The organism is Microbulbifer sp. ABH2_005 (genome assembly GCF_056160005.1).
Map to the genome: position 1 here is coordinate 2,983,420 of NZ_JBSWWI010000001.1, position 26,581 is coordinate 3,010,000.

The 26,581-nt window shown below is 49.4% G+C and carries 16 protein-coding genes, 2 rRNA genes and 1 riboswitch (1 of these 19 cut by a window edge); of the genes, 3 read left to right on the forward strand and 15 right to left on the reverse strand.

Annotation, left to right across the window (positions count from 1 at the left end; genetic code table 11):
* Window positions 1-266 precede the first annotated feature (266 nt).
* From ACXAFI_RS13050 to ACXAFI_RS13065, 4 genes are all read right to left on the reverse strand, one after another.
* The gene (locus ACXAFI_RS13050; RefSeq protein WP_475109158.1) at window positions 267-4,280 is read right to left on the reverse strand and encodes a translocation/assembly module TamB domain-containing protein; all 4,014 of its coding nucleotides are present in this window, start codon (window positions 4,278-4,280) and stop codon (window positions 267-269) included.
* A complete protein-coding gene (locus ACXAFI_RS13055) occupies window positions 4,280-6,085 on the reverse strand; it encodes an autotransporter assembly complex protein TamA (RefSeq protein WP_475109159.1) in 1,806 nt (601 codons plus the stop codon). Before ACXAFI_RS13055 ends, ACXAFI_RS13050 begins: the two co-directional genes overlap by 1 nt.
* Before the next feature lie 221 nt (window positions 6,086-6,306).
* A complete protein-coding gene (locus tag ACXAFI_RS13060) occupies window positions 6,307-6,699 on the reverse strand; it encodes a hypothetical protein (protein ID WP_475109160.1) in 393 nt (130 codons plus the stop codon).
* Between the two features lie 128 nt (window positions 6,700-6,827).
* Window positions 6,828-8,807 (reverse strand): acetoacetate--CoA ligase, encoded by a 1,980-nt coding sequence (locus ACXAFI_RS13065; RefSeq protein WP_475109161.1) that lies wholly within the window; start codon window positions 8,805-8,807, stop codon window positions 6,828-6,830.
* A 191-nt stretch (window positions 8,808-8,998) separates the two neighbouring features.
* Here ACXAFI_RS13065 and ACXAFI_RS13070 point away from each other — a divergent pair, with 191 nt between their 5' ends.
* Window positions 8,999-9,913, forward strand: coding sequence for a LysR family transcriptional regulator (locus tag ACXAFI_RS13070; RefSeq protein ID WP_475109162.1), 915 nt, complete (start codon window positions 8,999-9,001; stop codon window positions 9,911-9,913).
* A 40-nt stretch (window positions 9,914-9,953) separates the two neighbouring features.
* On the opposite strand, the gene ACXAFI_RS13075 is transcribed toward ACXAFI_RS13070, so the two are convergent.
* The 7 genes from ACXAFI_RS13075 to thiC all read right to left on the reverse strand — a co-directional run bounded on the left by ACXAFI_RS13075 (window position 9,954) and on the right by thiC (window position 17,102).
* Window positions 9,954-10,424: a Dps family protein gene (locus ACXAFI_RS13075; RefSeq protein ID WP_475109163.1), complete on the reverse strand. Its 471-nt coding sequence runs from the start codon at window positions 10,422-10,424 to the stop codon at window positions 9,954-9,956.
* A gap of 268 nt (window positions 10,425-10,692) precedes the next feature.
* Window positions 10,693-11,442, reverse strand: coding sequence for a HesA/MoeB/ThiF family protein (locus ACXAFI_RS13080; protein ID WP_475109164.1), 750 nt, complete (start codon window positions 11,440-11,442; stop codon window positions 10,693-10,695).
* Window positions 11,436-12,989, reverse strand: coding sequence for a thiamine phosphate synthase (gene thiE, locus ACXAFI_RS13085; RefSeq protein WP_475109165.1), 1,554 nt, complete (start codon window positions 12,987-12,989; stop codon window positions 11,436-11,438). The genes ACXAFI_RS13080 and thiE overlap by 7 nt, the downstream gene beginning before the upstream one ends.
* Window positions 12,990-12,996: 7 nt before the next feature.
* Window positions 12,997-13,803, reverse strand: a complete 807-nt coding sequence (locus ACXAFI_RS13090) for a thiazole synthase (RefSeq protein ID WP_444921503.1) — start codon at window positions 13,801-13,803, stop codon at window positions 12,997-12,999.
* A 5-nt stretch (window positions 13,804-13,808) separates the two neighbouring features.
* Window positions 13,809-14,009, reverse strand: a complete 201-nt coding sequence (thiS, locus tag ACXAFI_RS13095) for a sulfur carrier protein ThiS (protein ID WP_475109166.1) — start codon at window positions 14,007-14,009, stop codon at window positions 13,809-13,811.
* Window positions 14,009-15,085, reverse strand: a complete 1,077-nt coding sequence (gene thiO, locus ACXAFI_RS13100) for a glycine oxidase ThiO (protein ID WP_475109167.1) — start codon at window positions 15,083-15,085, stop codon at window positions 14,009-14,011. The genes thiS and thiO overlap by 1 nt, the downstream gene beginning before the upstream one ends.
* Window positions 15,086-15,191: 106 nt before the next feature.
* Window positions 15,192-17,102 carry a phosphomethylpyrimidine synthase ThiC gene (thiC, locus tag ACXAFI_RS13105; protein WP_475109168.1) on the reverse strand — a complete coding sequence of 637 codons (1,911 nt, stop codon included), beginning with the start codon at window positions 17,100-17,102 and terminating at the stop codon, window positions 15,192-15,194.
* An 85-nt stretch (window positions 17,103-17,187) separates the two neighbouring features.
* A riboswitch (TPP riboswitch) is annotated at window positions 17,188-17,286 on the reverse strand.
* A 257-nt stretch (window positions 17,287-17,543) separates the two neighbouring features.
* Between thiC and ACXAFI_RS13110 the strand changes: the two genes are divergently transcribed.
* Window positions 17,544-18,485 (forward strand): SGNH/GDSL hydrolase family protein, encoded by a 942-nt coding sequence (locus tag ACXAFI_RS13110; protein WP_475109169.1) that lies wholly within the window; start codon window positions 17,544-17,546, stop codon window positions 18,483-18,485.
* A 92-nt stretch (window positions 18,486-18,577) separates the two neighbouring features.
* On the opposite strand, the gene ACXAFI_RS13115 is transcribed toward ACXAFI_RS13110, so the two are convergent.
* The gene (locus tag ACXAFI_RS13115) at window positions 18,578-20,128 is read right to left on the reverse strand and encodes a thioredoxin domain-containing protein (protein ID WP_475109170.1); all 1,551 of its coding nucleotides are present in this window, start codon (window positions 20,126-20,128) and stop codon (window positions 18,578-18,580) included.
* A gap of 243 nt (window positions 20,129-20,371) precedes the next feature.
* Here ACXAFI_RS13115 and ACXAFI_RS13120 point away from each other — a divergent pair, with 243 nt between their 5' ends.
* Window positions 20,372-22,030 carry an acetolactate synthase large subunit gene (locus tag ACXAFI_RS13120; protein WP_475109171.1) on the forward strand — a complete coding sequence of 553 codons (1,659 nt, stop codon included), beginning with the start codon at window positions 20,372-20,374 and terminating at the stop codon, window positions 22,028-22,030.
* Between the two features lie 210 nt (window positions 22,031-22,240).
* Here the strand turns inward: ACXAFI_RS13120 and ACXAFI_RS13125 are convergent, their stop codons facing one another.
* The 3 genes from ACXAFI_RS13125 to ACXAFI_RS13135 all read right to left on the reverse strand — a co-directional run.
* On the reverse strand, window positions 22,241-24,529 hold the full coding sequence (locus ACXAFI_RS13125) for an Ig-like domain-containing protein (protein WP_475109172.1): 2,289 nt from the start codon (window positions 24,527-24,529) through the stop codon (window positions 22,241-22,243).
* 883 nt (window positions 24,530-25,412) lie between these two features.
* Window positions 25,413-25,528, reverse strand: a 5S ribosomal RNA gene (gene rrf, locus ACXAFI_RS13130).
* Window positions 25,529-25,732: 204 nt separating this feature from the next.
* Window positions 25,733-26,581, reverse strand: a 23S ribosomal RNA gene (locus ACXAFI_RS13135) (it continues 2,032 nt past the right edge of the window).

The following is a 26,581-nucleotide window of genomic DNA, read 5'->3' on the forward strand; positions in this document are numbered from 1 at the left end:
TCTCTAAAAATAGCCGATAAATACAAATCATCAGCCTGGAGACAAGAACTTGAGATACCCAGCAATAGATATCACCAGAGGTATTTTAGTGGTTATTATGGCTCTCGATCTATCACAATCTTCTGCTGCACTTTGGCAAAATGACTGGATCATCCTGTGATCCAGTCAAAAAATTTCTTTAAGAAGTTAAAAAAGCAGGTTATTAATCACCAAATCGAAAGCAAGCCCAACTTCACCTTATTGGTAACTATTAAAAACAATAAACATTAATAGTCCTTTTTCCACTGCAATTCGACACTACCAGAACCACTATCGCCCTCGTCAGCCGTTTTAAACTCAAGATTGAGATTATCGCGAATTTCTATCTGCATCTCGGCCTGCCAGGGACTTAACGGGTCAGTACTACGCTGCAACTCCACATAAATCCGGTTGGTGATATATTTACCCAAGCTCAGGGCATACTCATCCCCCTCATCGCTTTCCTCTCGCTCGATATTGAGGGTGTCCAAACGCAACAATTCACGAGTTTTGGCCACGGGATCCAGAGCTGCACGGCCAGTCTGCAGGCTTCGTATTACACTAACCAAACGCACGGCTTGCAGCGGGGAAATATCTGAGAGTGACTTGCCAAAAAGCAGTTGCGCCAAGATTTCATCCTGGGAAGCCGAAGGATCGGAACTGAAGTTAATATCCAGGTCGGAAGTGTTGCCGGAGATCGTTGCGGTAATCTCTCCATCACTGTGTTCGTATACCCCTTCGACATTAACGGCGACTTCGTTATTTTCGAAGCGTATCTCCCCTTCTTGCAAATCAAATTTCTTACCGAGCAAATCGAAACTGCCCCGTACAATGGTCAATTTACCAGAGGCCTCGGGCTTGGATGCAGTTCCTTGAATGTTTACCTGGCCGCGCAACTGGGAATTGAGCCCCAGGCCACGCACATAGGACTGCTGATCCAAAATGACTTCCACAGCCAAACCCAACTTACTGAGCAGTGGCGGTGCGCGCTCCACTTGCTCGCCATCCACTTGGACTTCCGTCACCTGTATTTCCGGCACACTACTGCCGATCCACTGTTCAATTTGTACAGATAAAGGGCGCAGAGTGAAGCGGCCGGCAACCTCGGCGCTCTCCGTTGTACCAGTCAGAGTTGCCTGCCCACTAATAGCGCCGCGTACCGCAGGAGTATTCAGTAAATGCGCCCGATTTAAATTCAGGCTGAGATCCATTCTCGCTGGGGCCTGCCCAGGAAAAAATATGGCTCCGCCCAGATTAATATTACCGCCATCGACAACAGTGGCACTCCCCCTCTCAATGCGCCACTCCTGTGGAGTCAGGCGCGCATAAAAATCAATATTCGATATACGGGTATAGCTGGGACGGTGTTCGTAGCTGGCCCCACTCAGTTCTATTTCGCCATTTAAACGGGGATTGCCCAGAGTGCCGGTGCCATCAGCAGAAAAGCTCAATAACCCTCGCAAAACATTAACCCTGGGGTCCATAAATTCTGCCAGCACTGACAAGTCTGCGGTACCGCCACTAACCAATTGCAGAGGTACTTCGCTCATCGGCTCAGTTGGGTTATCGGCGAACAGTCGCTCAACTATTGGAGCGATCTGTAGTTTGGCGCTGCTATCTATCGCACGCCGATTACCGTGATCAGCTACCAGGGACACCTGCAACTCACCACCCTCGGTATGCCATTCCAGGCCCATAGAGAGCGGCTGTACCTGAACCCTCCCTTTCTCCCTACCAGGCATATAGCCACTGAGGCGTAGATCGCCCTCAAGCAGGGGTTGCTGTGGACTGCCAGTGACACTCGCGTGCAGAGTGACATCACCTTGGTTGGGCATATTAAAAGGCACCTCCTGGGAGAGATCCTCCAGAGAAGCCCGGCCCTGAATTTGTAAGTCCAGGCGCTGCTCGTTCAGACTGCCGTGAACCCATAACTGGTTGCGCCCCGCCCATAAAAACTCCAAGCCTTCGACAACCAAACTCTTGTCGGCATAATCCAATGCGCCCTGTAATTTCCAAGGCTCATAGCGGTAGCCACCCTGGGCCAACACACTAGCTCGTACCTCAGGGTTGGTCAGTGATCCGTTAACTTCACCATCCAGGCTCAGCTCACCCTCAAGGGTATTGGGTAGTGGCAACCCAACCACTTCCACCAGGCTCAGGGGCAAGTTGCGCACATTCACCCCCACCTGGAGCCGGTCTTTCTTTGGTTCGATTATTCCCTGCGCCTCTACCAGTACAACACCCTGCCGCCCCAGACGCTGGGCTTCCTCGGCCAAGGCAGTCAGTCGACTCTCGCTCTGTGCGGGTTGTACAGCTCCCTTCTCAATCCCGGGAATAATCACAGGCGACTGGGGCCCTTGAAACTGCCTCGAGCCAAAATAGTTCAAGGTGCCGTTGGCAAAGAGCTCCAAGCGCAAACCCTGCAGGTCTATTTTTTCCAGATCCCCGCTGGCATCGCCTTTCAAGTTATACCGATATTCTTGAACCAAGCCATCAGACTCCAGGCTGGCATTCAGGCGTGGATTGGACCAGGGGCCCTCCACGCCGACCTGCCCCTGCAGGCTCAGGGTTACGCCCTGCGCCGAGGTCAGGTCCAGATCTTCATAGGGATTGAGATTTCGAATATCCAGTTTGAGCTGCAAATTTAGCGTTTTCGCCTCGATATCCACCGTGCCACCGCCGAGGACATTCAGCTTTTCGCCCACCAGGCTCAGATCTGTAATTGTTACTCCCTGCAAGTTGCCATCGATCTTGGCCGTCAGCTCATTGTGTAAATCCCGATAGACGGTAACGGCGCTCAGATCCCCTTCAAAATCGGGTTTATTCCAGGGTCCTTTGACTCGCGCCTGCAACTGATGCAGGGTGCCGGAAAAGTCATTCGGGATATTTATTTTCTCTGTTTGCGGCAGGGAAGACAGCAGCCGACGTATCTCTTCTACGCCAAGCTCTTGCGCTGACACACCCAAATCCAGAGTTTTATTTTCAGTATCGATAGTGCCCGCTGTGCGAATCTCTGCACCGGCAAACTCCAGCTGTAAAGACTCCAGCTGGATAACACCCTGGGTAGTATTCACTTCTCCTACCAAGTTCAGGGGCTGATCCCGATAGCTGCTGTTAAGCTTTACCTGACCGGAGATATTAGGCCGTGCTAATGCGCCGCTAACGGTGACTTCTGCACTGAGCCAACCGCTATTTAGTACATCCTGCCATGGACGAGAGAGAGTGATCGGCAAGCGATTGAGGTGGAGTTCAGCATTAATATCATCGGCACTAACATTGCCAGACAAAGTGCTGCGTCGGCCATCTACTTGCAACCAGATACCCTCTGTGTATAAACGCCAAGGGAAAAGGTCTATTTGTACGCTACCGGTCAATCCTAATTGATGCTGGGAAAGTGGAGTGGAGAGAGATTCAATATCTACCAGTAACTGCTGATCGTGGCGGCGCAGGGAAATTTTACCGTGCGCATCCAGGGCCTGCCCTTGTGGTAATTGCAACCGACGGCCAACAAAACCCTGAGCCCTCTCACTGGCAGAAAAATCCAGAACAAATCGGCCCGGTTGTTGTTCGCGCCCCTCGGCAATAAATTGCAGTTCCCCACCATTTATTTCGAGAATTTTCAATTGCAGCTGGGTGGGCTGCCCCTCCCACCGATACAGGGTATTACCAAATACCGAAACCGTGGGAATATCGGGTACTTTGCTACTGATTAACTGTAAGCGCTCAAGTTTTAATTCTCCCAGGCGAAAGCTCGGCAACAGGGTTTCCCAACTGCTAGCGATGCCACTATCACTTTCGTCCACAACTTGGACTGCATCTTCTTCCGCCCGTGCCAGTGAGCTCAGTAGTTCATCCAGCACATCAAGGTTCAACAAAAAATCTTTAGCGGCGATGCGCTCAATATTGATGGGATTGCGGGAAAAGCTCTGCAGTTTGAATTCCAACCGCTCTCCATCGGCTAGGGTGTTGCTATCAAAATTGATCCGCAAGCGCTCAAAAAACCAGGCCCCAAGGCGCTCACTGGCAATTCCATCGGCCTCAATAGTCAGTCCATCAATCGCCTGCTCCGCGCCATAAAAAGCTGTGCGAGTCAGATTGACCCTACCCTGCTCGGTGCCAAGAAAATAGAACAGTGTAAGCAGAATAAATATCAACAAGCCCGTGATTACTGCCCCTCCTGCTCTGAGGGAGCGCCAAAAGCTCCGTAGAAAAGCGCCAAGCGCACGAAGTAAGCCCAGAGTAACCCCTCTCAATTTGGACATCAGAAGGCCTGCCCTAAACTGACATAAACCTGGTAGTGATCATCTACACCGTCGCGTCGATCCAGGGGAAAAGCCAAATCAAAGCGGATGGGTGCAAAGGAGGTGTTGTAACGGACACCAAAGCCCGCCCCCCAAAAGAGGTTGGAAAAGTTGGGGCGCGGGTTCTCATAGGCGTTGCCCCCATCGAGAAACAGAACCCCGCCCCAGGTTTCACTAAAGCGGAAACGCCCTTCAATGGAAACTTCGCTGAGACCGCGGCCACCAATCGCATCAGACAGGCTTTCCTGGCCATCCGCATCAATTTCCACGAGCCTTGGGCCCAACTCCTGGTAGCCATAACCTCGCACCGAGCCACCGCCACCGGCATAAAAGCGCTCATCCGCAGGCAGCTCCAAATTGGGTGCGCCGGTAATAGCCCCGGCCTTGATACGCAGCGCCAATGTCGGCTCGTAGCGCGCCGATTCCGCTGTTTTATAGGCCGTTAATTGCAGGATATTTTTGACAAAGGAGGTGCTATTATTTTTGAGGTCCAGATAGGGCTTTACTTCCAGTGCTGTGGTGGCGCCGCGGCGAGCATCCAGGGGTTTATCCGTGGTGTTTAATTTAAACCCAAGGGGAAATGCCAACAAATGGTAATTTTCATCCGGGTCTCCACCCTCCACTGCGCCATCCACTTTTTCATCGACGCGACTGAACTTCAACTCTGCCCCTGCACTGATGGTGCGGTGCTTACTCAACTTGCGGGACACCAACCCTTTTAGCGTCAAGGCCCTGGAAGTGTAGGAATCCACATCTTCACCAGTCAAACCCACGCTACCGGTAAAACGCTGCTTATCATTGAAAAAGCGCGGAATACTGAGCTTGCTCTCCAGAGATTGTTTCACCTTGTTCACCTTGCTGGATACTTCCAGCTTCTCACCACGGTGAAATATGTTGCGGTGCTCCCAACTGGCGGAAACTCCGGCGCCCTCATCAGAGGTGTAGCCCACCCCCAGAGTCACCGTACGATGATTGCGCTCCTGTACAATAAAGTTAATGTCAACAAGACCACCGTATGGCTCAGATACCTGACTGGTAACATTGGAGACCAGATTGGTGCGCAGCAGCCGTAATTGAGCCGCATCCAGTTTACTGCGGCTAAAACAGTCTCCGGGGTTGATATTCAATTTATCCCGCAAGTAATCCTCTTCTACCGAAGTCGCCCCGAGAACCTGCACATCCCCTACCATCACCTCTGGGCTAGGGGCCACCCGATACTCCAGGCGCGCGGCGGCCTCCTGGTGAATCACTGTGGCCTGGTAGGTGACATCCACGTTGAGCAGGCAGGCATTGTTATTGAGGTATTGAGTAATAGTCTGCACGCCCTCAAGTACCTCATCTGCCTGCAGCGGGTCTCCAACTCCAATCGGCAATCCTGGGAAGCCCGCCCTTAAGTCGGCAGGCATGATGATATCCAGGCTTTTTATTAAATAGCGAGGGCCGGGTATCACTTGATATTTTATCTCTCGACCTTCTACAGATTCACGCACAATAGCATCGTAGTAACCCTCGGAGCGCAGCAACTTTTCTAGGTTGCCGCGCTCGTAGTGGGCGATATCACGCGGGGACTCGTAGCTTTCGAGAGCACTGCTATTTTTACGCAGCTCTTCAAGCTCGTTTCGCAGGGTGGCCTGTAATTGTTTGTCCCCTTGTACAGAAAGGGTAAAACTGGGCAGGTTGGAAAAAAAAGGGATGGTCACCGCCTGCGCCTGCAGCGGGGAAAGCAGAACAAAAGCGACAAGCAGACATGTACTGAGGATTCGCAAAATTTTATCCGTTGTCCACAGCGGTTACTCCGCCTACTACCGGGAGTCCATTCCCTTAACATCTGATTTTCCCCCGGACAACCAATGTCCAGGGGAAATTTGTTGGCACAAACAATTCATAAGCTGAGGTATTTTATGATCGCTCACAAAATACTGACGCAAGTGTGCGAACCTGCTGGCTTTTTCTCAGGTTCGTGCCGGACCTGAAATCTATATACGATTTATGGCTGGGTGCTGGAACGGGGACTAGAGCTAGGGCTGCCAAGCAGGGGGTTACAGTCTTTGATGATGACCCGCCCCTTGAGGATATTCCCCTTCGAATACTCAGTGAAAATACACTGGTTGGTTCTGGGGTCGTAATTCTCAACCCATAGATTATCTTCTTTCCAAGTGGCGCCGATATGACGGAAGCCCTCGGGCACAGAAATGCTCATTACGCCGCCAAAACGCTTCACAAAGACTTGCTCGTAATGGAAGTAATACGCCAGCCACCCGGCGAGGAAGAAAACAGCGGCCGCGATGGCGCCAATTTTAAGGCTGCCCATACGACTACCGATAAAGAGAGAGAGAATAACCAGGGCAATAACCGCTGCCCAATAGAGATATGTAACCATACTTGTTCTTCGCCGTGAATTTATTCGTTTTACTCGAGGGCAAGAGTAGCGCAGAACCGGCATAAACAAAATGACGCCCGCCTACGTACCCTCACCATAATGCGTAGCTCCTCAGTACCCTAAAAGCCTCAATCTTCCTTCAGCTCCGGAAGGTTTTCGAACAGTGCCAGTGCTTCGGGATTGGCGAGAGCTTCCTTATTCTTAACCGCCTGACCATGCACCACATTGCGTACGGCTAACTCGACAATTTTTCCACTAATGGTTCGCGGAATATCGCCCACTTGAATCACCTTGGCCGGTACATGGCGCGGGGTAGTATTGGCGCGAATGGTGGAGCGGATTTTCTGTACCAGCCCCTCATCCAGCTCAATTCCTTCACGCAGCACCACAAACAGCACCACTCGCACATCGTCATGCCACTGCTGGCCGATGCAGATACTGTCGAGCACCTCTTCTACTTTCTCTACCTGGCGATAGATTTCGGCGGTGCCGATTCGCACGCCACCGGGATTCAAAACCGCATCGGAGCGACCATAAATAACTACACCCTCATGGGCGGTGATCTCCGCATAATCCCCATGGGCCCAAACACCGGGCCAGTTTTCAAAGTAAGCGCTTTTATATTTCTTCCCGTCGGGATCATTCCAGAAACCAATTGGCATACAGGGGAAAGACTTGGCACACACCAGTTCGCCCTTCTCTTCTGTGACCGACTGCCCTTCATCATTCCAAACTTCCACGGCCATTCCCAAACCGCGACATTGCAACTCTCCCGCATAGACCGGCAGGGTTGGGTTGCCCAGGGCAAAGCAGGACACAATATCGGTACCACCGGAGATAGAGGAGAGGCACAGGTCTTCCTTGATATCCCGATACACATAGCGAAAGCCTTCGTGAGCTAAGGGCGACCCTGTCGATAAAACTGCGCGCAAACGCTGCAGCTTATGACTCTTACGGGGTTTACAGCCGCTCTTTTCCAATGCAGCAATATACTTGGCGCTGGTACCGAATACACTGATACCTTCTTCATCTGCCATATCCCACAGGCTCTCTGCCTCTGGGTAGAAAGGTGAGCCATCAAACAAGACCAGGGTGGCGCCGCAGGCCAGGCCACTTACCAGCCAATTCCACATCATCCAACCACAAGTGGTGAAGTAAAAGAGCGTATCCTCGCGACGGAGATCGCAGTGCAAGCGGTGCTCTTTAAGGTGTTGCAGCAGTGTGCCGCCTACGCCATGCACAATACACTTGGGTACCCCAGTGGTACCGGAGGAGTACATGATGTAGAGGGGATGATCGAAAGCGGTCTGGACAAAAGAGAGTTCGCGCTCGGGCGCCGCTGCTTCAAAGTCCTGCAGTATGACTGCTTTCTCCAGAGGCTCCGCCACCAATAACTGGCGGGTTTCCTCCTGGGAGCGGGCAACCGGTACCACCACCAGTTTCTCGATGGAATCGATACGGGCGATAATTTCACGCAGGCGCGGCAGGGAATCAATCACCTTGCCGTTATAGAAATAGCCTTCGCAGGCAAACAGTACTTTTGGCCCCACCTGGCCGAAACGGTCAAATACCCCGTTGATACCAAAATCCGGCGAACAGGAAGTCCAAATCGCCCCGAGGCTGGTGGCTGCCAACATGGCCACTACGGTATCGATCACATTCGGCATAAAGCCAGCGATCCGATCCCCTTCGCAAACCCCTTGTTCCGCCAGGGCTGCGGCAAGACGCTCTACCCGGCTGTGCAGCTGCACATAACTGAGCTGGCGTCGGCTGCCATTCTCCAGGCGCTCAACCAAGGCCGGTTTATCGTCCCGGAAACGCAGAAGATTCTCGGCAAAGTTGAGACGGGCATCGGGGAACCACTCTGCACCCGGCATACTGTCACGACCCAATACCACTTCACCGTGCGCACTGGCCTGCACTTCAGTGAAATCCCATAAGTCACGCCAAAAGGTTTCCCTCTCCTCTACAGACCACTGGTAGAGCGCGCTGTAGTCTTGCAGCTGAAGCTGGTGCCTTTCGTTGATCAGGCGGCGGAACTCATCCATCTGGGTAGCGGCAATGGCCTCGGGGCTCGGTTGCCAGAGGGGTTGTGTGTTGTCCTTCATTTCAGCAGGCCTTATGGGTTCATTATTCTCGATATTTCTACACCCATTTACTGGGCGAAAGGGGCAATCATGCCTTGCCCTACAACTTTAAACTATATTAATCTTTCGAAGGTTTATTAAATAAATCTTAACTTTTTCTGAAAGCATTTCTGAAACCCTGCCGGGAACCCGGTTATCAGTCTGGAGCCCCTGTGAGTGCCACGATAAAACAGCTCCGCGCCTTCGTAGCCGTTGCGCGCAGCCACAGCCTGGCGCAGGCCAGCGCACAACTACACACCTCCCAGCCGGCGCTGTCGGTGGCTATTCGCAACCTGGAAGACGCCACCGGGGGACCGCTGTTCAGTCGCGATGGTCGTCAACTCGTACTGACCCCAGAGGGCCGTGAATTCCTAACCCGTGCAGAGCAATTGCTTAACAACTGGGACCAATCTCTTGAGGCCATTCAGCAGCGTTTTCGCCTCGATCGTGGGCAGTTGTTATTGGCGGTAATCCCGGCCTTCGCCCTAAATCGCCTACCTGAATTATTGGCCAGCTTTCACCGGGACAATCCCCAGATCAACATTGTGCTGGAAGACATTGTGATGGAGGGTGTTGTGCAGTCAGTGCAGGAGGGACGCGCAGAGCTGGGCATCAGTTTCCGCCCGGAGGATCTGGGCGGCTTGGAGTTTACCCCCCTGGAGCGAGATCGCTTTATCGCGGTCACTCCTCCGCAACACCCTCTGTCCAGCAAAGAGGCCTTGCACTGGCGCGACCTGGCGGACTACCCGTTTATTTCTATGAATAGGGGATCAGCTGTGCGCCGTTGGACAGAGCAGGCCTTTGCAGACTGTGGCAAGGTGCCCCGCTACCTGTGTGAAGCCAATCAGCTCAGTACTATCGGGCAATTGATTCGGGCCAATATGGGGGTAAGTGCGGTACCGAGTCTGTGCGAAGGGCAGATTCGCGAGTACGGTTTGCACTGCCATCCTCTATCCGCTCCTGTTGTATATCAGGAGGTTGGTATATTGATGAAAAGCCGTGGCACGCTCTCTGCTGCGGCCAGCGCTTTTCTGCGAAGCATTCAACAAGATCCTGGGGACTTACATCCTGGATACTTACCGAAATAATTTATTCAGTGCGGGCAAAACGCCCGCACCGAAAACAGTCTTATTGACTGGTAGCCCGCAACATCCAGGCAGTTTTTTCATGCACCTGCATGCGATCAGACACCAGTGCCAGGGTGGATTCATCCTCCCCTTTTTGCGCAGACTTTAATACTTCCCGGCAAGTCTTAATAACCTTCTCGTGGCCTTCGGTTAATATTTTTACCATATCCTCAGCTGCAGGAATTTCTACCACTTCCTCAATTGAGCTCAATTGAGCAAATGCCTGGTAAGTGCCTGGGGCGGGAACTCCCAAGGTTCTGATACGCTCGGCGATATCATCAACCGCTTCTGCAAGCTCCGTATACTGTTCCTCAAACATCAGATGTAATTCACGAAACAGCGGGCCTGTGACATTCCAGTGAAAATTGTGCGTTTGTAGGTATAGGGTATAGCTGTCTGCCAATAAGTGTTTGAGGCCACCAGCGATTTTTTCCCGGTCACTTTCACTAATACCAATGTCAATTTTCTTCATAACAACGCGCCCCTCGTGTATAAGAGTTGGGTTTTTGTAAAAAAGTCCATGTATTGAAAAAGATACAAATATTGAGCCTATGAAAGCCAAGACACAAAATTCAACATCTATAAATACACAGCTTTCGATTACACATTAACAATATCCGGAAGATGTGTCACGCCTATCCCCAGAATTCGAAACTTTCCCTCAAAAAAACCACAAAAAAAATATCCGACACCCTGAGAAATTTAAAAAATTATTATTTGTTGCATAATTATGCCAACTTCTATGCAGAACAAACTGGGCAATTCTCAGATTTATTTAGCTTTAGTGTCCGCATAGCCAGGGTCTCCCCCTCAATTAAATACAATTGACCAAGACTGGATGCCGGCAAACCGAGTAAAATTTTCAATGCCTCCAAAGCTTGAACGCTGCCAACAACACCCAAAACCGGACCAATCACCCCCATCGTTGAGCAGTTATGAATATCTTCCTGCTGTTGGGGTGGAAACAGACAGGCGTAACAGGGATTTTTATTCTTAGAAAAATCAAAACTAATCAACTGTCCGGAAAAGCCCTGGGCTGATGCCATCACTACTGGTCGCCCGATTTCGTGACAAGCTCGATTTATCCGGTAGCGTATTTTGAGGTTATCCGTGCAATCCAGCACCAGATCCACCTGTGCAACATGATCTCTAAGCCAGATTTCATCGGCCATTTGAGGATGCGCATAAATTCGAATATTGGGATTTGCTGCGGTTAACTGCTGTGCCGCCACCTGCGCCTTTGATTTACCTTGGTGATTGGTTTTGTACAGCACCTGCCTCTGCAAATTGGAAAGATCAATATGATCACCATCTACTAAGTGCAATTCACCGATGCCTGCAGCGGCGAGGTAAAGTGCTGCCGGACTACCCAAGCCACCGAGACCAATGATCATTACCCGTGCCGCCGCCAGTTTTTCCTGTCCCTCTTCTCCCACCTGGGGCAGAATCATCTGGCGACTGTACCGCTGTAGCTCCTTACTGCTTAACATGGCTCGACTTCCGTACACTTGTCTTCCAGGAGGGCATTGAATTCGGCAACCGCCCGCTTATAATTTTCTGCCTTGGTAATTGCACTGACCACAGCGATACTGCCCACACCAGTAGCAATAATCTCTGGTGCGCACTGCTGATTAATGCCACCAATCGCAACCAGTGGGTAATTGGGTAGAAGTACAGCCATCCGCGTCAGCTTCTCTACCCCTTGTAACTGATCAGACATATCCTTGGTATCTGTGGGGTAAATAGCGCCGATCGCCAGATAACTGGGGCGATATCGATAGGCCAGCAATAACTCGAAGAAACCGTGGGTACTGATACCCAGCTTAAGGCCCGCAGATTGGATCGCAGTAAGATCCGCCTCTTGTAAATCTTCCTGCCCCAAATGAACACCATAAGCACCGCATTCAATCGCTAGCTGCCAGTAATCATTGATAAACAAGCGCAAGTTATAACTCCTACCGATAGCGACCGCGCGCTTAATTTGCTCACGTAGATCCTCACCGGGCGTTTTTATCCGCAACTGTAAGGTGCGCACGCCTTGTTCAGCCAAGCGTTGCAACCATTCCACAGTATCCACCACCGGATATAAACCCAAAGCTTGGGTATCGGTTGCAGCAAATCCTTGAACGAATGGCTGGGTAGAGCTAAGGCCGTAATCTTGCGCGCGCTCTTCACCCGCGAGCAGTATCTCAGGGAAATCCGCCAAGTCTAGTGGCCAACCACAATGCCCTACCGGGCTGGCACCAACGCCGATATGGGAATTCTCCCCAAGGCGTAAACCACGTTGCACATAGGCCTTACCAACCACACAGGCATCTCTTATGGGATAACCGAGAGCGCAACAGGCGGCAATAGCAGAGGATAAAGTGCAGCCGGTTCCGTGGGTATTATTACCCGGCACCTGCCTGCCAATAAACCAGTCGGCCTTTTCACCGTCCCAAAACAAGTCAGAAACCTCACCTGGCCGCAACTGCGTGTGGCCACCGGTCACCAAAACCCCTGTACCTGCCAAGGCGTGCAGCTGTCGCGCAGCCTCTAAAATAGATTTCGCATCCGTGGTACTTGCCCGGGTAAGCCACTCCAATTCATGTAAGTTGGGAGTCACCAGATCACACTGCGGCAGTAACTGGGCCAAGACTTCCGCGTCAATATCGCCCTCAGTAAGTCCTGCTCCATTGGTGGCAACGGCAACCGGATCATAAATAACGGGAACCGGCTGTATCGTTTTTAATTTGCGTAAAAAATTAGCAACCAACAAGACTTGACCGGTATTGGCCAGCAGGCCAATTTTAATCGCAGCGGGGAATAAGTCCCGCTGTAAAGTCTGTAGCTGGGAATCCAGTACCTCTAAAGAAACTGCATTAATCGCAGTCACTTCCACCGTATTTTGTGCGGTGTTGGCGGTGATAGCACTACAACCGTGACAGCCAAAATCGGCAAACGTCAGCAAGTCTGCCTGTATACCGGCACCTCCCCCAGAGTCACTGCCAGCAATGGTCCAGGTGATAGGTTTTTTCGTTAGAAATTGATCTCGCATAAACATCCTAATCCTGCAGCATACTCTCTGCCTGCTGCCAGAATGGCATATCCAGGGTTGGGGTACTGGGGCTGGCAGTTTGTCGCCTGAGCATCAGGCCCGCATTAAAGGCGATTCGTCCAGATTCCACCGCCAACTTAAAGGCCTGTGCCATCCGTATGGGATCTTGCGCTTTGGCGATGGCAGTATTTAGTAATACCGCATCAAATCCCATCTCCAGAGCTTCGGCAGCCTGCGATGGCGCACCGATGCCAGCATCGATAATTAGCGGCACATCACGCAAGCGGTCACGCAGAGTTTGCAGGTTGTACTTATTCAGAAGTCCCTGCCCAGTGCCAATCGGCGCCCCCCAAGGCATCAATACCTCACAGCCCACATCTAGTAACTTGCGGCACAAGACCAAATCATCAGTGCAGTAAGGCAAGACTTTAAAGCCGAGATGAACTAGCTCCCTCGCCGCCTCTACCAAACCAAAAGGGTCAGGTTGCAAGTTGTAGTCATCGCCAATGACTTCCAGTTTGATCCAGTCAGTCTGGAAAATCTCCTGGGACATTTTTGCCAGCTCGATCGCCTCACGGGAGGATTTACAGCCGGCAGTATTGGGCAACAACTGGCAACCAAACTCGCGAATATAATTCCAAAAACTATTGTCCCGCTGCTGCGCTGGATTCTGTCGACGCAGAGACAAAGTAATAATTTCTGATGCTGAGGCTTGCACCGACTCACGCATAATGGCAGGGGATGGGTATAAAGCCGTTCCCACCAAAAGCCGGCTATTAAATGTTTTTCCGTAGAGCGTTAATAGGTCACTCATCTTTTCTAACCCCCTACTACTGGCGCAACAATATCAAGGCTATCGTCGCTATTAATCTGTGTATTACCATATTCCGAGCGGCTGACAAAACTACCGTTAACCGCAACGGCAAATGTTTCTCCGCGATACCCAAGTTGTTGTAAAAGTGCAGCGAGTTTTATGGGAGATTCGAGGCTGTAAGCTTCCCCATTAATTGATACCAGCATCAAACCACCTGTAACCGTTGTTGCGTTACTTGATTCACGACCTGCTCTACCATCGCCGGCGCTAAAAGATAGCCGTGGCGATAGAGGCCATTTACCCGAACCAGCCCATCCTCATTGTGTATATATGGCAGATTATCCATAGTGGCAGGGCGACAGTTCACTCGAGTCTCCAAAATACGAGCCTCGGCAAATGCTGGATTAAGGGAATAAAGGGCAGAGGAGAGTTCCATGCTAGAGCGCACCGAAATCGGGGACAGATCTTCACTTTCAATTTCTGTAGCGCCAATCACAGTGCGGCCATCACTGCGAGGCACGGCGTAGAGTTTGTAGCGGGGGTGAAGCAGGCGCACTGGACGCTGTAAAACCACCTCTCGGGATTCCACGACCATCACCTCACCGCGGACACCGCGCAAGCCCTCCACCTGCCCCTTGGCACCTAGGCCACGACAGTCGATCACACAGTCGAACTTCTCTTGCCCTGAAGCAAGAGAAATTTGTCCCGCCTCACAACTCACCTTACTGTGTTCTCTTAAATGCACACCCTGCTGGCGCAATATGCTCAGCAATATGGGTAACAGGCATTGATTATTGATATCCGCTTCACCCCGCAGGTAAAGACCCTGCTCAAAGCTTTGCAGGGCAGGCTCAAACTCAGCCAGTGCATTGGCATCCAGCGGTTGCACCTGCTCCCTGGCGGATTCGCCCAACTTACCCTGCAACTCCCTCAGGAATTGTAATAACTCACTCCTGTCTTTACCGTGTGCCACCAGAATCGAGCCCGCTCTGCGGTACTCCACTTTGCACCCACTCTGTTGCTCCAGTTGCCTGGACCAGTCAGACCATAGCTCGAGGCTTTGCAGTCCCAGTTGGTAGACTCGTTTATCACTGTGCACCAACTCCGACAGTGGCGAGATCATCCCCGCCGCCGTCCAGCAGGCACCGCCTTCCGATGCCGACAAATCGCCGGCCTCAAACAATGTTATATCCAGGTCTCGCCGACTGAGCCGCCAGGCGAGTAGCCGCCCGAGAAGACCGCCACCGGCAATAGCTATACTGGCTTTGGTTTTGCCTGTCACAGATCACCTATCTTCACAAAATCAAATAGATACTGGCGATAGCAAACTCCCTTTACTCCACCGCACTCATACAAAGATTGGGGGAGTAACCTCCCCCAGAATCGCATCAACCCTTGTGATAGATTTCGCTACCCATATCCTTAAATTTGATCGACATCTCCTCCATTCCCCGCTCTGCTTCCTGTTTGGCCGCGTAATCGCGCACATCCTGAGTAATTTTCATGGAGCAGAATTTTGGTCCACACATAGAACAGAAGTGCGCTACCTTGCCGGATTCTTTAGGCAGAGTTTCATCGTGATAGGCTCGCGCCCGCTCCGGGTCCAAACCGAGGTTAAACTGATCTTCCCAGCGGAATTCAAAGCGGGCTTTTGACAGGGCGTCATCGCGCTTTTGTGCTCGTGGATGCCCCTTGGCTAAGTCTGCGGCATGAGCCGCAATCTTATAGGCCATCAAGCCCTCTTTAACATCCTCTTTATTGGGTAGACCCAAATGCTCTTTAGGCGTCACATAGCAGAGCATGGCGCAACCGTAAGTGCCGATTAATGCTGCACCTATGCCAGAGGTAATGTGGTCGTAACCGGGAGCAATATCCGTAGTCAGCGGGCCAAGGGTATAAAAAGGCGCGCCGTGGCAGTGCTTTAGTTGCTCATCCATATTTTCTTTGATCTTGTGAATAGCCACATGGCCCGGTCCTTCGATCATGGTCTGCACATCGTGCTTCCAGGCAACTTCTGTGAGCTCGCCAAGAGTATGCAGCTCTCCGAATTGTGCCTCATCATTGGCATCGGCGATGGAACCTGGGCGCAGACCATCACCGAGGCTAAAGCTCACATCGTAAGCTTTCATGATTTCACAGATTTCTTCGAAGTGGGTATAGAGGAAATTCTCTTTGTGATGTGCCAGACACCATTTGGCCATGATAGAACCACCCCGCGAAACAATACCGGTCATACGTTTCGCTGTAAGCGGTACATAACGCAACAGCACGCCAGCATGGATGGTGAAATAATCCACCCCCTGCTCCGCCTGTTCAATTAAAGTATCGCGATAGACATCCCAGTTCAGGTCTTCGGCAATGCCGTTCACTTTTTCCAGCGCTTGATAAATCGGTACTGTGCCAATAGGCACCGGAGAATTTCGCAAAATCCATTCACGGGTTTCATGAATATTGGCGCCAGTGGAGAGATCCATCACGGTATCGGCACCCCACTTGGTGGACCAAACTAGCTTTTCCACCTCCTCTTCAATAGAAGAAGTCACCGCAGAATTGCCAATATTTGCATTCACCTTACACAGAAAATTGCGCCCGATAATCATCGGTTCCACTTCCGGGTGATTGATATTCGCGGGAATAATCGCCCGGCCTTCGGCGACTTCCCTGCGAACAAATTCGGGAGTGATTTGCTCGGGAATAAAAATACTATCGCGCGCTTTTTGATATTGGCTTTCACTCATTTCTGAAGCGAGCTTGGCGCGCCCCATATTTTCACGAACAGCGACAAATTCCATCTCCGACGTGATGATGCCGCGGCGGGCATAATGCATTTGCGATACGTTTCTTCCCGGTTTAGCCCGACGCGGGCTGGGAAGATTTTCAAAGCGGATATGATCCAGCCCTTGGTCTGCCATACGTTTCTGGCTGTAGGCGGCTTGGCGGGAATCCAATTGCTCTGTATCGCCTCTAGCTTCTACCCAGCCCTGACGCAACTTGGGTAGCCCCTGGCGTACATCGACACTGAAATCAGGTTCAGAATAGGGTCCAGATGTATCGTATACGGTGAGCGGCTCATTGGGCTCCAGAAGGGGATTATCTGCATCTCCACCTACCACGCTATCCCCCAGGCAGATTTGGCGAGCGCCAACCTGAATATCCGGCGTTTCCCCAGGTAAATACACCTTTCGTGAATTGGGAAAAGATTGAACCGTAAGGTTCTCAAGAAATGCTTTAGCAGAATCGCGGCTGGCAGCGCGGGTGGATTTTCCGGCTTTGCCGGATTGTTCAATGATCTCGGACATGCGTAACCTTAAAGCTTGAGGATTTAAAGGTCGCAGCGTCCAGGGCACACGCAAAGAGAAAAGCCGCCAAACTGTAAAAAAACAGGCGACTTCAGATCTTGTTCCCTACGCGGGGGTTACCCCGATCAGGTTCAACGGATCTCGCAATAGCGATCTCAGCCCACAGGCACTCCGACAAGTAGAGCGCAGTATAGTGGAAGCTCTCGAATATGAACAGGTGGTCGATCTCAACTTTCAACAGACTCTAAATAACCCTCTCCATGGTGCTACAACCAAAAAATCTCGATGCTCTAGGCGACAAAAATTCAACACGCTTCAACTTATTTGAAGCTGACCCAGCGGTCGATATCATTCCCACCGGCACTCATTCCACGTCAACCTAAACTGCACAGGTTCACCGATCCAGTTTTAAAACAATAATGAACTACGACGAAAGTCGGTGTGGGAGAAAATACAATGTGGAATAGATATGGAGTTATAACAGCACTCGTTTTAAGTGTTATGTCGATACCGACAGCTTTAGCTGCCCCTTCTAAATCCGTTGCTGCTGGTGACAGTATTACCATGGCATTCGGAGCAGACTGTACCCGTAACAAGTATTTCTGGGATTTGTTTTGTCTCCTCGGTGGAGACCAACCAGAACACTCCTGGTTTGATGGTGATAAAAACTCCGTTGAGAGTATTTACGATAAGTACAAGATAATTTCACCCAACATGGCTGCGAATAAAAAAGCTGCTGAGTCAGGGGCAGAAATGCGCGGAGGAAAGAAGAACTTTGCTGTTCAGGCTGATCGAATTTTATCTCAATCAAATATCCCCGACCACGTAGAAGTTGTTCTTGGAGGAAACGATATTTGTAACCGGGATTGTACCGATCCCAATAACTGTGATGATCCTCTATACACAGAAAGTGAGTGGCGCTCAGCAATTCAAGCGGGCTTAGATAAACTCGTCGATGGTCTTCCCAATGGATCTACCATTCTTTTAGGCTCAGTACCAAGGGTGCAGGATCTGCGAGCAGCCGGCTTAGCCAAGCAGTCAAGCAACTCCCGGGTAAATTGTGAACATGTTTGGTCAACCTTTGGGATTTGCAAAATAGCCACTAATGGCGGCAGTTTAAATGGAGAAGACTTTGCCACTCGCTACGGCGCAATTACTGCAGCTCAACGTCGCTACAATGAAATTCTCGTTGAGGAGGCGGAGAGCTATAATGGCACCAATGGTGTTGAAGTGATAGCCGAGTATACTGGGGAAGATGAGGTAAATGCTGGTACCTTTCAGTTTGGCAAAGATGACATTGGTGGTGGAGATTGCTTTCACCCCAGTATTCAGGGCCAAAACATCGTTGCCGATCTACTTTGGCAGGGCAATCCAGATAAATAATTAGTTGTCCACTCGGTGAACATTGGGCCCTCCTGAATACTTCTCAGTGGGCCCATAACTATTTAGCTTTCTTTACCTTTCTCAAGCTATCTTCAATCCTTCTCAAAATAGCCCTGCTCTTCAACGACATATTGTATTCGCTGGGGCAACCCCTTTCGCATAAAAGCTACATCGATAATCTGACCGCTGGTAAGGGCATCCCATAGGTTATTTTGACCACTATGTACCCAGCTATCATTAACTCTCATTAGGACATCATTCTCTTGAAAGCCCAGGGCGGTGAAGAACTCATTATTTGTGATACCTTCGAGTCGCATCAGGTGATGCCCCTCAACCTCCAATTCGGCCTCGATAAATTTGGCTTCCAGAACTTCCCGTTGCTCCAACTGCTTACTCAGCCAAGACTGCCCTAAGGTAAGAACTCCTGAAGAAGCTATCAGCTGGCGGCTCCCGGGTCCCAAAGGCTGCTCAATGCGCCGTTTTAATTCAGCATTCTGTTCATAGGAATGCGTCTGTAAAATATCAGTACCCCCCTTCCCTTTCAAAGGTAACTTCTCCAGACCTGCTTTGCTTTCAATAACTACATAACTAGAGTGAAGACGGAGCAAGGAGGCACCAGCTACCAATTCTTGCCCTACATTAAAATATTTAGCCGCAGCTTCCTTTACCTGGATCAACGCCTTTGATTTGCCCTTAACACTGGATTCACTAACCCCCAGTAAAGTAAGTGGCAAACCGGTGATTGGTAAATTCCGATCATCAATAGTCTCATCATCTTTCCAAACATAGGTCTCTTTTGGATTTATGCCCATAGACCGTAGCTCTTTTTCTATCCAATAGGCATACTGCTCGAATTTACGCGGCCCTTTTAGATATAAGCCATTAATAAAGACAACAGGTACATTTTTAAGCCCTAGACCTAGTGCCCAGTCCCTACTTTCAAGTACAGATGCTTTAGGGGTATCACTGGATAAACACATTTCAAATTTCTGAGCATCTAATTGTAACTGCCCGGTTAGTTGGGAATAAGTATCCCCATCAATTTCTGGTGTTAATACATATAATGCATCGTGGTACTCCCAAAATCTGCCTTGATCAGCCGCACAGCGTGCTGCCGTGCCAGCCCGGATACCTTCTCTGTGAAACTTAAGTGGAAAATCAAAGTGTACCTGGCTTACCCACCCCTTATAGGTCGACATTAGGCGACGTATAACAGGTTGTATAGCTTTGCAGTGTGGGGACTGAAAGGAGCAGAAAACAGCTAAAGTAACAGGGGCCTCCCTACTACCTCGAAGATTCTGACTAGCAGTGGGTAAAGTAATTCTCGGTGGCTTAGGGGCTGCCAGAAGAATCTCAACTTTTTTAGCGGATGCATTGTTGCCGTCTTTTTTATCTATCCAAGCATTGAGTTTATTCAAGCGTAATTCATATTCCTGCTCTGCTATATCATATAAAGCCAACTCTAAAGTGCTATCTAGCTCCTGAAGAGTAATTGCCCGCCCACCAATGCGTGCAGCTACCTCATAAGAAGAGCTTTGCATTTGCTTAGATGTTATTTCCTCTCCCTTTTCCATACACCCAACGGCGACATAACCAAGAGAAAGCAAAATTATTAGTCTCAATAGAAGCTTTAACTGCCACATGAATTACACTCTTTTTCTTTTTATAGCGATCCTAACAAGCGATTAGCAGGCAACCTAACAAATAAAGAATAAGCGCCAAAATCCCTCTAAAATTGCGAGCTTATTTTGGTATTCTGGCAGTAATTTCATTGAAAAGGAGCGGTTTAACAAAACAAATGAATTACCACCTATTCTTGGTAACGCCTTCGACTAAAGTCTCCGCTTATTTAATAGATAGTCGAATTTCATGCCAAGGAAATATCTATGAATAACACTCCAACAAATGTTTCAGAACTGATGGTTTCCTGCCTTGAGAATGAAGGGGTTGAATTTATATTTGGAATTCCCGGAGAAGAAAATATCCTCTTTATCGATGCCATAAATGGCTCCCGCTTACGATTTATCCTTGCCCGCTCGGAACAGGCTGCCGCTTTTATGGCAGATATGTATGGCCGGGTTACAGGCAGAGCTGGCGTGTGCTGTGCAACCCTTGGTCCGGGAGCCATCAATCTGCTACTGGGAGTGGCCGATGCCAATGCCGATAGCGCTCCCCTCGTAGCAATTAGTGCCCAGGCAGGTATCGATAGGCTTTATAAAGAAACCCATCAGTATATTGATCTAGTGAAGATGTTTGAGCCTGTCACTAAGTCATCAAAGATGATCATAAATCCAGAGTCCACCTCCGAACTGGTACGTGCAGCATTCAAGACCTCTCAAGAGGAGCGACCGGGAGCCTGTTACTTATGTGTTCCAGAAGACATAGCGGCTATAGCAGTTTCTACTAATAAACATCCACTGCCTGTTAACACCATGCAGAACCCCGCTCCATCTATGGAGAAAATCAAGAGTGCGGCAAAAATATTAAACCAATCGCAAAGACCTATTGTTCTTGTTGGTCATGGGGCGGCTCGAGCTAATGCTCAGGAGGCTTTGGTTCAGTTTTCTGAGGCTCTAAATGTAGCAGTAGCCAGCACATTTCATGGAAAGGGTACCATGCCAGAGAATCACCCAAACTCGCTGGGTGTGATGGGTTTTATGGTCCACGACTATGCCAATTTTGGCTTTGATACCGCCGACGTTATTGTCTGTATAGGCTATGAACTCCAGGAGATGCCACCAGCACGTATAAATCCAAAAGCGGACAAAAAAATCATCTATATCCATAATTTTCCAGCGGAAGTCGATGCCAATTTCAATATCGCACAAGGTATAGAAGGAGATATAACCCTTTCCCTAAAAGAATTAACCAAACATGTAAAAGCCAAGCCAAATCTGACTAGCGAAGATTACAAAATACAAAAACTACTCAGCAAAGAGATTGACAACGGTAAGGCGTCTAATGCTTGCCCAATGAAACCCCAAAGGGTTGTTGCAGATATTCGGGAAGCTATGGAGGCAGATGATATCGTGCTCACCGATACCGGTGCAGTGAAGATGTGGATGGCACGTCTATATCCAGCATACAAGCCCAATACCTGTCTGATCTCCAACGGGCTCGCCACCATGGCCTTTGCCCTACCCGGCGCCATTGGTGTCAAGCTCGCCTATCCTGAGCACAGGGTACTCGCAGTGATGGGTGACGGCAGCTTTATGATGAACTCTCAAGAAATTGAAACCGCAATCCGTGAGAGTATTCCTATTGTTATTTTAATTTTTGTTGATAGCAGCTATGGACTCATCAAATGGAAAATGGATCTAGAGCTCAAGCATCACAGCCATGTCGACTTCCAGAACCCAGATTTTGTTAAATATGCCGAAAGTTTTGGTGCAACGGCTTATTTAATTGAAGAAAGCAATCAACTCTTGCCAATCCTGAAGCAAGCCTTGGCAGCGCACACGGTTTCTGTGATTGCCTGTCCTGTAGACTACTCTGAAAATGATAAGTTGACCGATCATTTGGGTGAACTTGTGGAATATTTCTGAAAACCTGATTCAATTTTTCGCTGCCAATAGGAAGTTCTCTAAATAGTTTATCGCATTGCATCACTATGGCCCCCTCAATACGGGAATATCTGACTCTATCAGGGTACTCAATCTACAAAGAGCGAAATAAATCGACTACCGGAGCCTTAAATCCAACCTGCCAAAACGAAATCGGGCCACTAAAGTGGCCCGATGAGTGTAAAGCTGTGATCAGGAATCTTCCTCACATGCTTCATCTTCAGGTGAGCTCTCACACAGATCATAAGTACATTTGAACTGCCAGAGCGCGGTAATGCCTGTGTCCGAACCACCTTCCTGCGCAGGAACATTGACCTCTATCTTTACGAAATCAGAACCGTTTGGTTCAGCATTATCCGGGGCATTGACTGTGATACCAAATACGCTAGGACCAAAGTCACTAGTATTAGCAACTGCATTGGCCTTTGGCCATACTTCGCAATAGTCTGATTCAATCTTTATCCCCGTCCCCAAAGGCAAGCGACCGTTGTATTTATCAGAAAGATAAAAAAACACTGAACCAGTTCCATCTTTAGAAATATCGATATCAGGCTGAGTATTGAAATCACCCTCAGCGGTTTCAAATATCCCGTATGGCTGTCTTCCCGAAACCAGGAGCTCTATCTGTTTGCGTACATGAACCAGTTCTTTGGAGCAACTTCCATCTGCCTCTGCCTCATCTGAACAGAGAACTCCATTATAAATGCCGTTACCCTGGTCGTAGACTCCATTATTATTCAAATCAGCAGGCCAATCTTCATCGCCAGCCACTTCGGGACAATTGGGGTGGCAACTACCAGCATTGCCAGGATTCCCGAACGCGCCGTCCTCATTGTGATCCAAAAATGCTTCTGGTAAATCGGTAAAGTCTTCACCAGTATCAAAGCGCCCATTACCATTGGCATCAGTAAAAGTTTCTTGCCCAAACGCATATGCAAGAATTGTTGAGCGAGCGCCATAGGGCTGCCCCAGACCACTGGGATACTCTGTAGTCAACGGACAGGGGTAAGGACCCATCCGCCCAGTGACAGGACAGGTAGTGTTAAAGATAGTCCGAAGCGAGTGAACTTGACCGTCATCTCCCACAAATGTGTAAGCCTCTGGCTGACGAGGGTCCTGACTGGTCCAATCAACTGAACAGTTACCGTCAACCGTGGTACAAGATCCAGTTATACGTCCATACTCTGTAGTAAAAGTAATTGCAGTACCATCGGGGACCTTATTATTAAAGGCATCACCAGCGTAAGCAGTAACTGTTGAGATTGCGCCGTTAAAAGTATCGCCACCTGGATTTAAAATGGTAGCAGCCACATCAAAAGAATTCTGATCAGGGATACCTACAGAAACCACCAACTCATCAGATACGGTGGAGACAACCTTCCCTCCATCGAGCGTTATTGAGGCAACTACCGAAACTGGCGACGCTACTGTACCAGAAGAAACTAGTGCAGTTACTTCACCATCCGCATTGGTCGTGCCGGAATCGTTAGTAAGGGTCGCATCACCTGCCTCTGTGGACAAAGAAAAGTTGACTTCAACTCCACTAATTGGTAAGTCATTCTTGCTTAAAACCTGAAAAACAAGCGTTGATGTTTCCTTACCGCCAGTACCTTTAATGGAGATTATCGCAGGATTTGCGCTTACAAACTCTATGGAGCCGACCTCTGGAGGCATTACAGTAAGCTGGCCACTGGCCGATATGCTTGGATAAGCCGCTAAGACTGCTGTGATCTTATCCTCACCTTCACAACCCTCAGCAGTATAAGTCGAGGTCGCCTTCCCTTCCGTTGTGGTAACCGGAGAGTCAAGGGTAGCAACGGCTGGTTGGCTCAGGCTGCAATTACTGGAAAATTCCACTTGCACCCTCTTAGAGTAAAGATTGCCGTCAGGGCCTTGCACATAAACACTAACTGGCGTACTGCCCTTAGAAGATAGACTCTGAGCAAGCACCTCCAGTTCACCCGACACAAACTGCTGGTTGCTATCCAAGTAACCAAGCTTCAGAGAAGGCTCCTCAATACTGAATCGTAGAGGCGAGTAAGGTGCCTGATCAGTACTGACACTATCGTAGGCAACAACAATCTCTCCAGCACTGCCAACTTCTTGCCCTTCAACATCCAGCTCCAGAGTAGCCACACCACTGTCATCGGTCTTAACTATTCCACTTTTAGGGGTTAACTCCCCCAAAGTCGTTGTGACAGTTACGTTATCAGAGACAACAGGATCACCATTGTCACGCTTAACCATCACGTGAACGCGTACCGGTTCTTCTGGGTTAGGATTGGCAATCAGCTCATCGGTATCCAAATCACGCAGCTCTACATTAATGCTATAAGAGGGATCCGTTTCTGGTGAAGTTGGATCCTGAGTAGAACCGTCATCGCTTCCACCACTTCCACCACCACAGGCAGCCAGTGAAACTGCAATGGTCAGCAATAGAAACCATCGCGAAATTGATTGGTACAGCGTAAGAATGTGCATCTAACTATCCTTCAATATCTTTAGCGCCCAATGGCAACAGCCTTTGTTGTCCAAGTGGGTATGTACAGTCTTCCTCGACACGGCTGAATACGTCTTTAGCTATCATCTACCACTCTTATGAGTGAGAAGCCTTAAGATACATCTGTCGTGTTTTGCATAAGAGCAGTTGAAAAAACTCTTTAACACACAAGAAAAGGCAACGAGCGACTATCCTGAATCGCTGTAATAAAATCAAGTTCTTTATGCCTATGCTGTACGACTGTTCCACATAAATATGGTCAGGATGAGATTTAGGTCAAAAAATTTCTTATAAGGGCACTAAGCTCAAACCTATGAATCAGCACAGGCTGGCTTTACTAACAGAAAGTCTGGATAGACTTGTGCATAACTGCGGTATATCCGCGCCAGGGCCCGTGGTTACTCAGGCTCACCAAAACGTGCAAAAAATCACCGGATTTTTTATTGGTATTGTTGTGTCAGCTTTTTTAGTGCAAGGATTTTTTGTACTGGAAATTAATTTTTAATTTCGGAGGATTTCTTTGCGGTATATGAGATACGGATAAAATAAAGCGGCGTGTTTTTCTGCATTTCCTATTTTTTTTACTTTACGGAAATATTGAGAAAAATGCTTTTTTAAAGGGTCAGAAGCCTCACCGATTTTTGCGGAGGCTCTCTATTTCTCCGGCCTTTTTAGCGAGTTGGATTTTTCGGCGGAAGTATTGCGAGTAAAAATTCGGTTGGGTGCTGGCCGGAGTTTTATTTTTCCTCCAGAGCGGATTTTTCTTCCAACTCTTTTTCTATTTTCTGCTTTTATTATTTTTATTAACTATTTTTTCACATATAAAAAAAGGGCCACCCATTGGGTGGCCCTTTCGGATTAGAAGCCTGACGATGACCTACTCTCACATGGGGAGACCCCACACTACCATCGGCGATGTTGCGTTTCACTTCTGAGTTCGGCAAGGGATCAGGTGGTTCCACAACTCTATTGTCGTCAGGCAAACTGGCTTGGGTTGGCGTTGGTCTTATGGGCGTTTGCCCTGCGCTGCCGTTTGACTGTTCGTTTGCCACTGCTTTTTTAGCAGTTAACAGTCAACCCAAATAAGTCGGTAAAACAATCTGTAGTAATACACCGCAAGCGATTGTATGTCTCTTGCTCACAATCCGCTAGCTTAGCTAGTCGTTAGTAACCATCTCTGTTGTATGGTCAAGCCGCACGGGCAATTAGTACTGGTTAGCTCAACGCCTCACAGCGCTTCCACACCCAGCCTATCAACGTGGTAGTCTTCCACGGCCCTTTAGGACTCTCAAGGAGTCAGGGAGATCTTATCTTGAAGGAGGCTTCCCGCTTAGATGCTTTCAGCGGTTATCCCGTCCGAACATAGCTACCCGGCAATGCCACTGGCGTGACAACCGGAACACCAGAGGTTCGTTCACTCCGGTCCTCTCGTACTAGGAGCAACTCTTCTCAAATCTCCAACGCCCACGGCAGATAGGGACCGAACTGTCTCACGACGTTCTAAACCCAGCTCGCGTACCACTTTAAATGGCGAACAGCCATACCCTTGGGACCGGCTTCAGCCCCAGGATGTGATGAGCCGACATCGAGGTGCCAAACACCGCCGTCGATGTGAACTCTTGGGCGGTATCAGCCTGTTATCCCCGGAGTACCTTTTATCCGTTGAGCGATGGCCCTTCCATACAGAACCACCGGATCACTATGACCTACTTTCGTACCTGCTCGTCATGTCTGACTCGCAGTCAAGCGCACTTATACCATTATGCTCATTGCATGATTTCCGACCATGCTGAGTGCACCTTCGTACTCCTCCGTTACTCTTTGGGAGGAGACCGCCCCAGTCAAACTACCCACCATACACTGTCCTCGATCCGGATAACGGACCAGAGTTAGAACCTCAAACATACCAGGGTGGTATTTCAAGGACGGCTCCACAGTAACTAGCGTTACTGCTTCAAAGCCTCCCACCTATCCTACACAAGTAGGCTCAAAGTTCAGTGCAAAGCTGTAGTAAAGGTTCACGGGGTCTTTCC

Excerpts from the sequence above, each read along its gene's own strand:
- thiC (WP_475109168.1), bottom strand. The coding sequence starts at position 17,102 with ATGTCCGAGATCATTGAACAATCCGGCAAAGCCGGAAAATCCACCCGC.
- ACXAFI_RS13065 (WP_475109161.1), bottom strand. The coding sequence starts at position 8,807 with ATGAAGGACAACACACAACCCCTCTGGCAACCGAGCCCCGAGGCCATT.
- ACXAFI_RS13050 (WP_475109158.1), bottom strand. The coding sequence starts at position 4,280 with ATGTCCAAATTGAGAGGGGTTACTCTGGGCTTACTTCGTGCGCTTGGC.
- thiE (WP_475109165.1), bottom strand. The coding sequence starts at position 12,989 with ATGCGAGATCAATTTCTAACGAAAAAACCTATCACCTGGACCATTGCT.
- ACXAFI_RS13090 (WP_444921503.1), bottom strand. The coding sequence starts at position 13,803 with ATGAGTGACCTATTAACGCTCTACGGAAAAACATTTAATAGCCGGCTT.
- ACXAFI_RS13060 (WP_475109160.1), bottom strand. The coding sequence starts at position 6,699 with ATGGTTACATATCTCTATTGGGCAGCGGTTATTGCCCTGGTTATTCTC.
- ACXAFI_RS13115 (WP_475109170.1), bottom strand. The coding sequence starts at position 20,128 with ATGTGGCAGTTAAAGCTTCTATTGAGACTAATAATTTTGCTTTCTCTT.
- ACXAFI_RS13080 (WP_475109164.1), bottom strand. The coding sequence starts at position 11,442 with ATGTTAAGCAGTAAGGAGCTACAGCGGTACAGTCGCCAGATGATTCTG.
- ACXAFI_RS13075 (WP_475109163.1), bottom strand. The coding sequence starts at position 10,424 with ATGAAGAAAATTGACATTGGTATTAGTGAAAGTGACCGGGAAAAAATC.
- thiS (WP_475109166.1), bottom strand. The coding sequence starts at position 14,009 with ATGCTGGTATCAATTAATGGGGAAGCTTACAGCCTCGAATCTCCCATA.
- ACXAFI_RS13125 (WP_475109172.1), bottom strand. The coding sequence starts at position 24,529 with ATGCACATTCTTACGCTGTACCAATCAATTTCGCGATGGTTTCTATTG.
- ACXAFI_RS13120 (WP_475109171.1), top strand. The coding sequence starts at position 20,372 with ATGAATAACACTCCAACAAATGTTTCAGAACTGATGGTTTCCTGCCTT.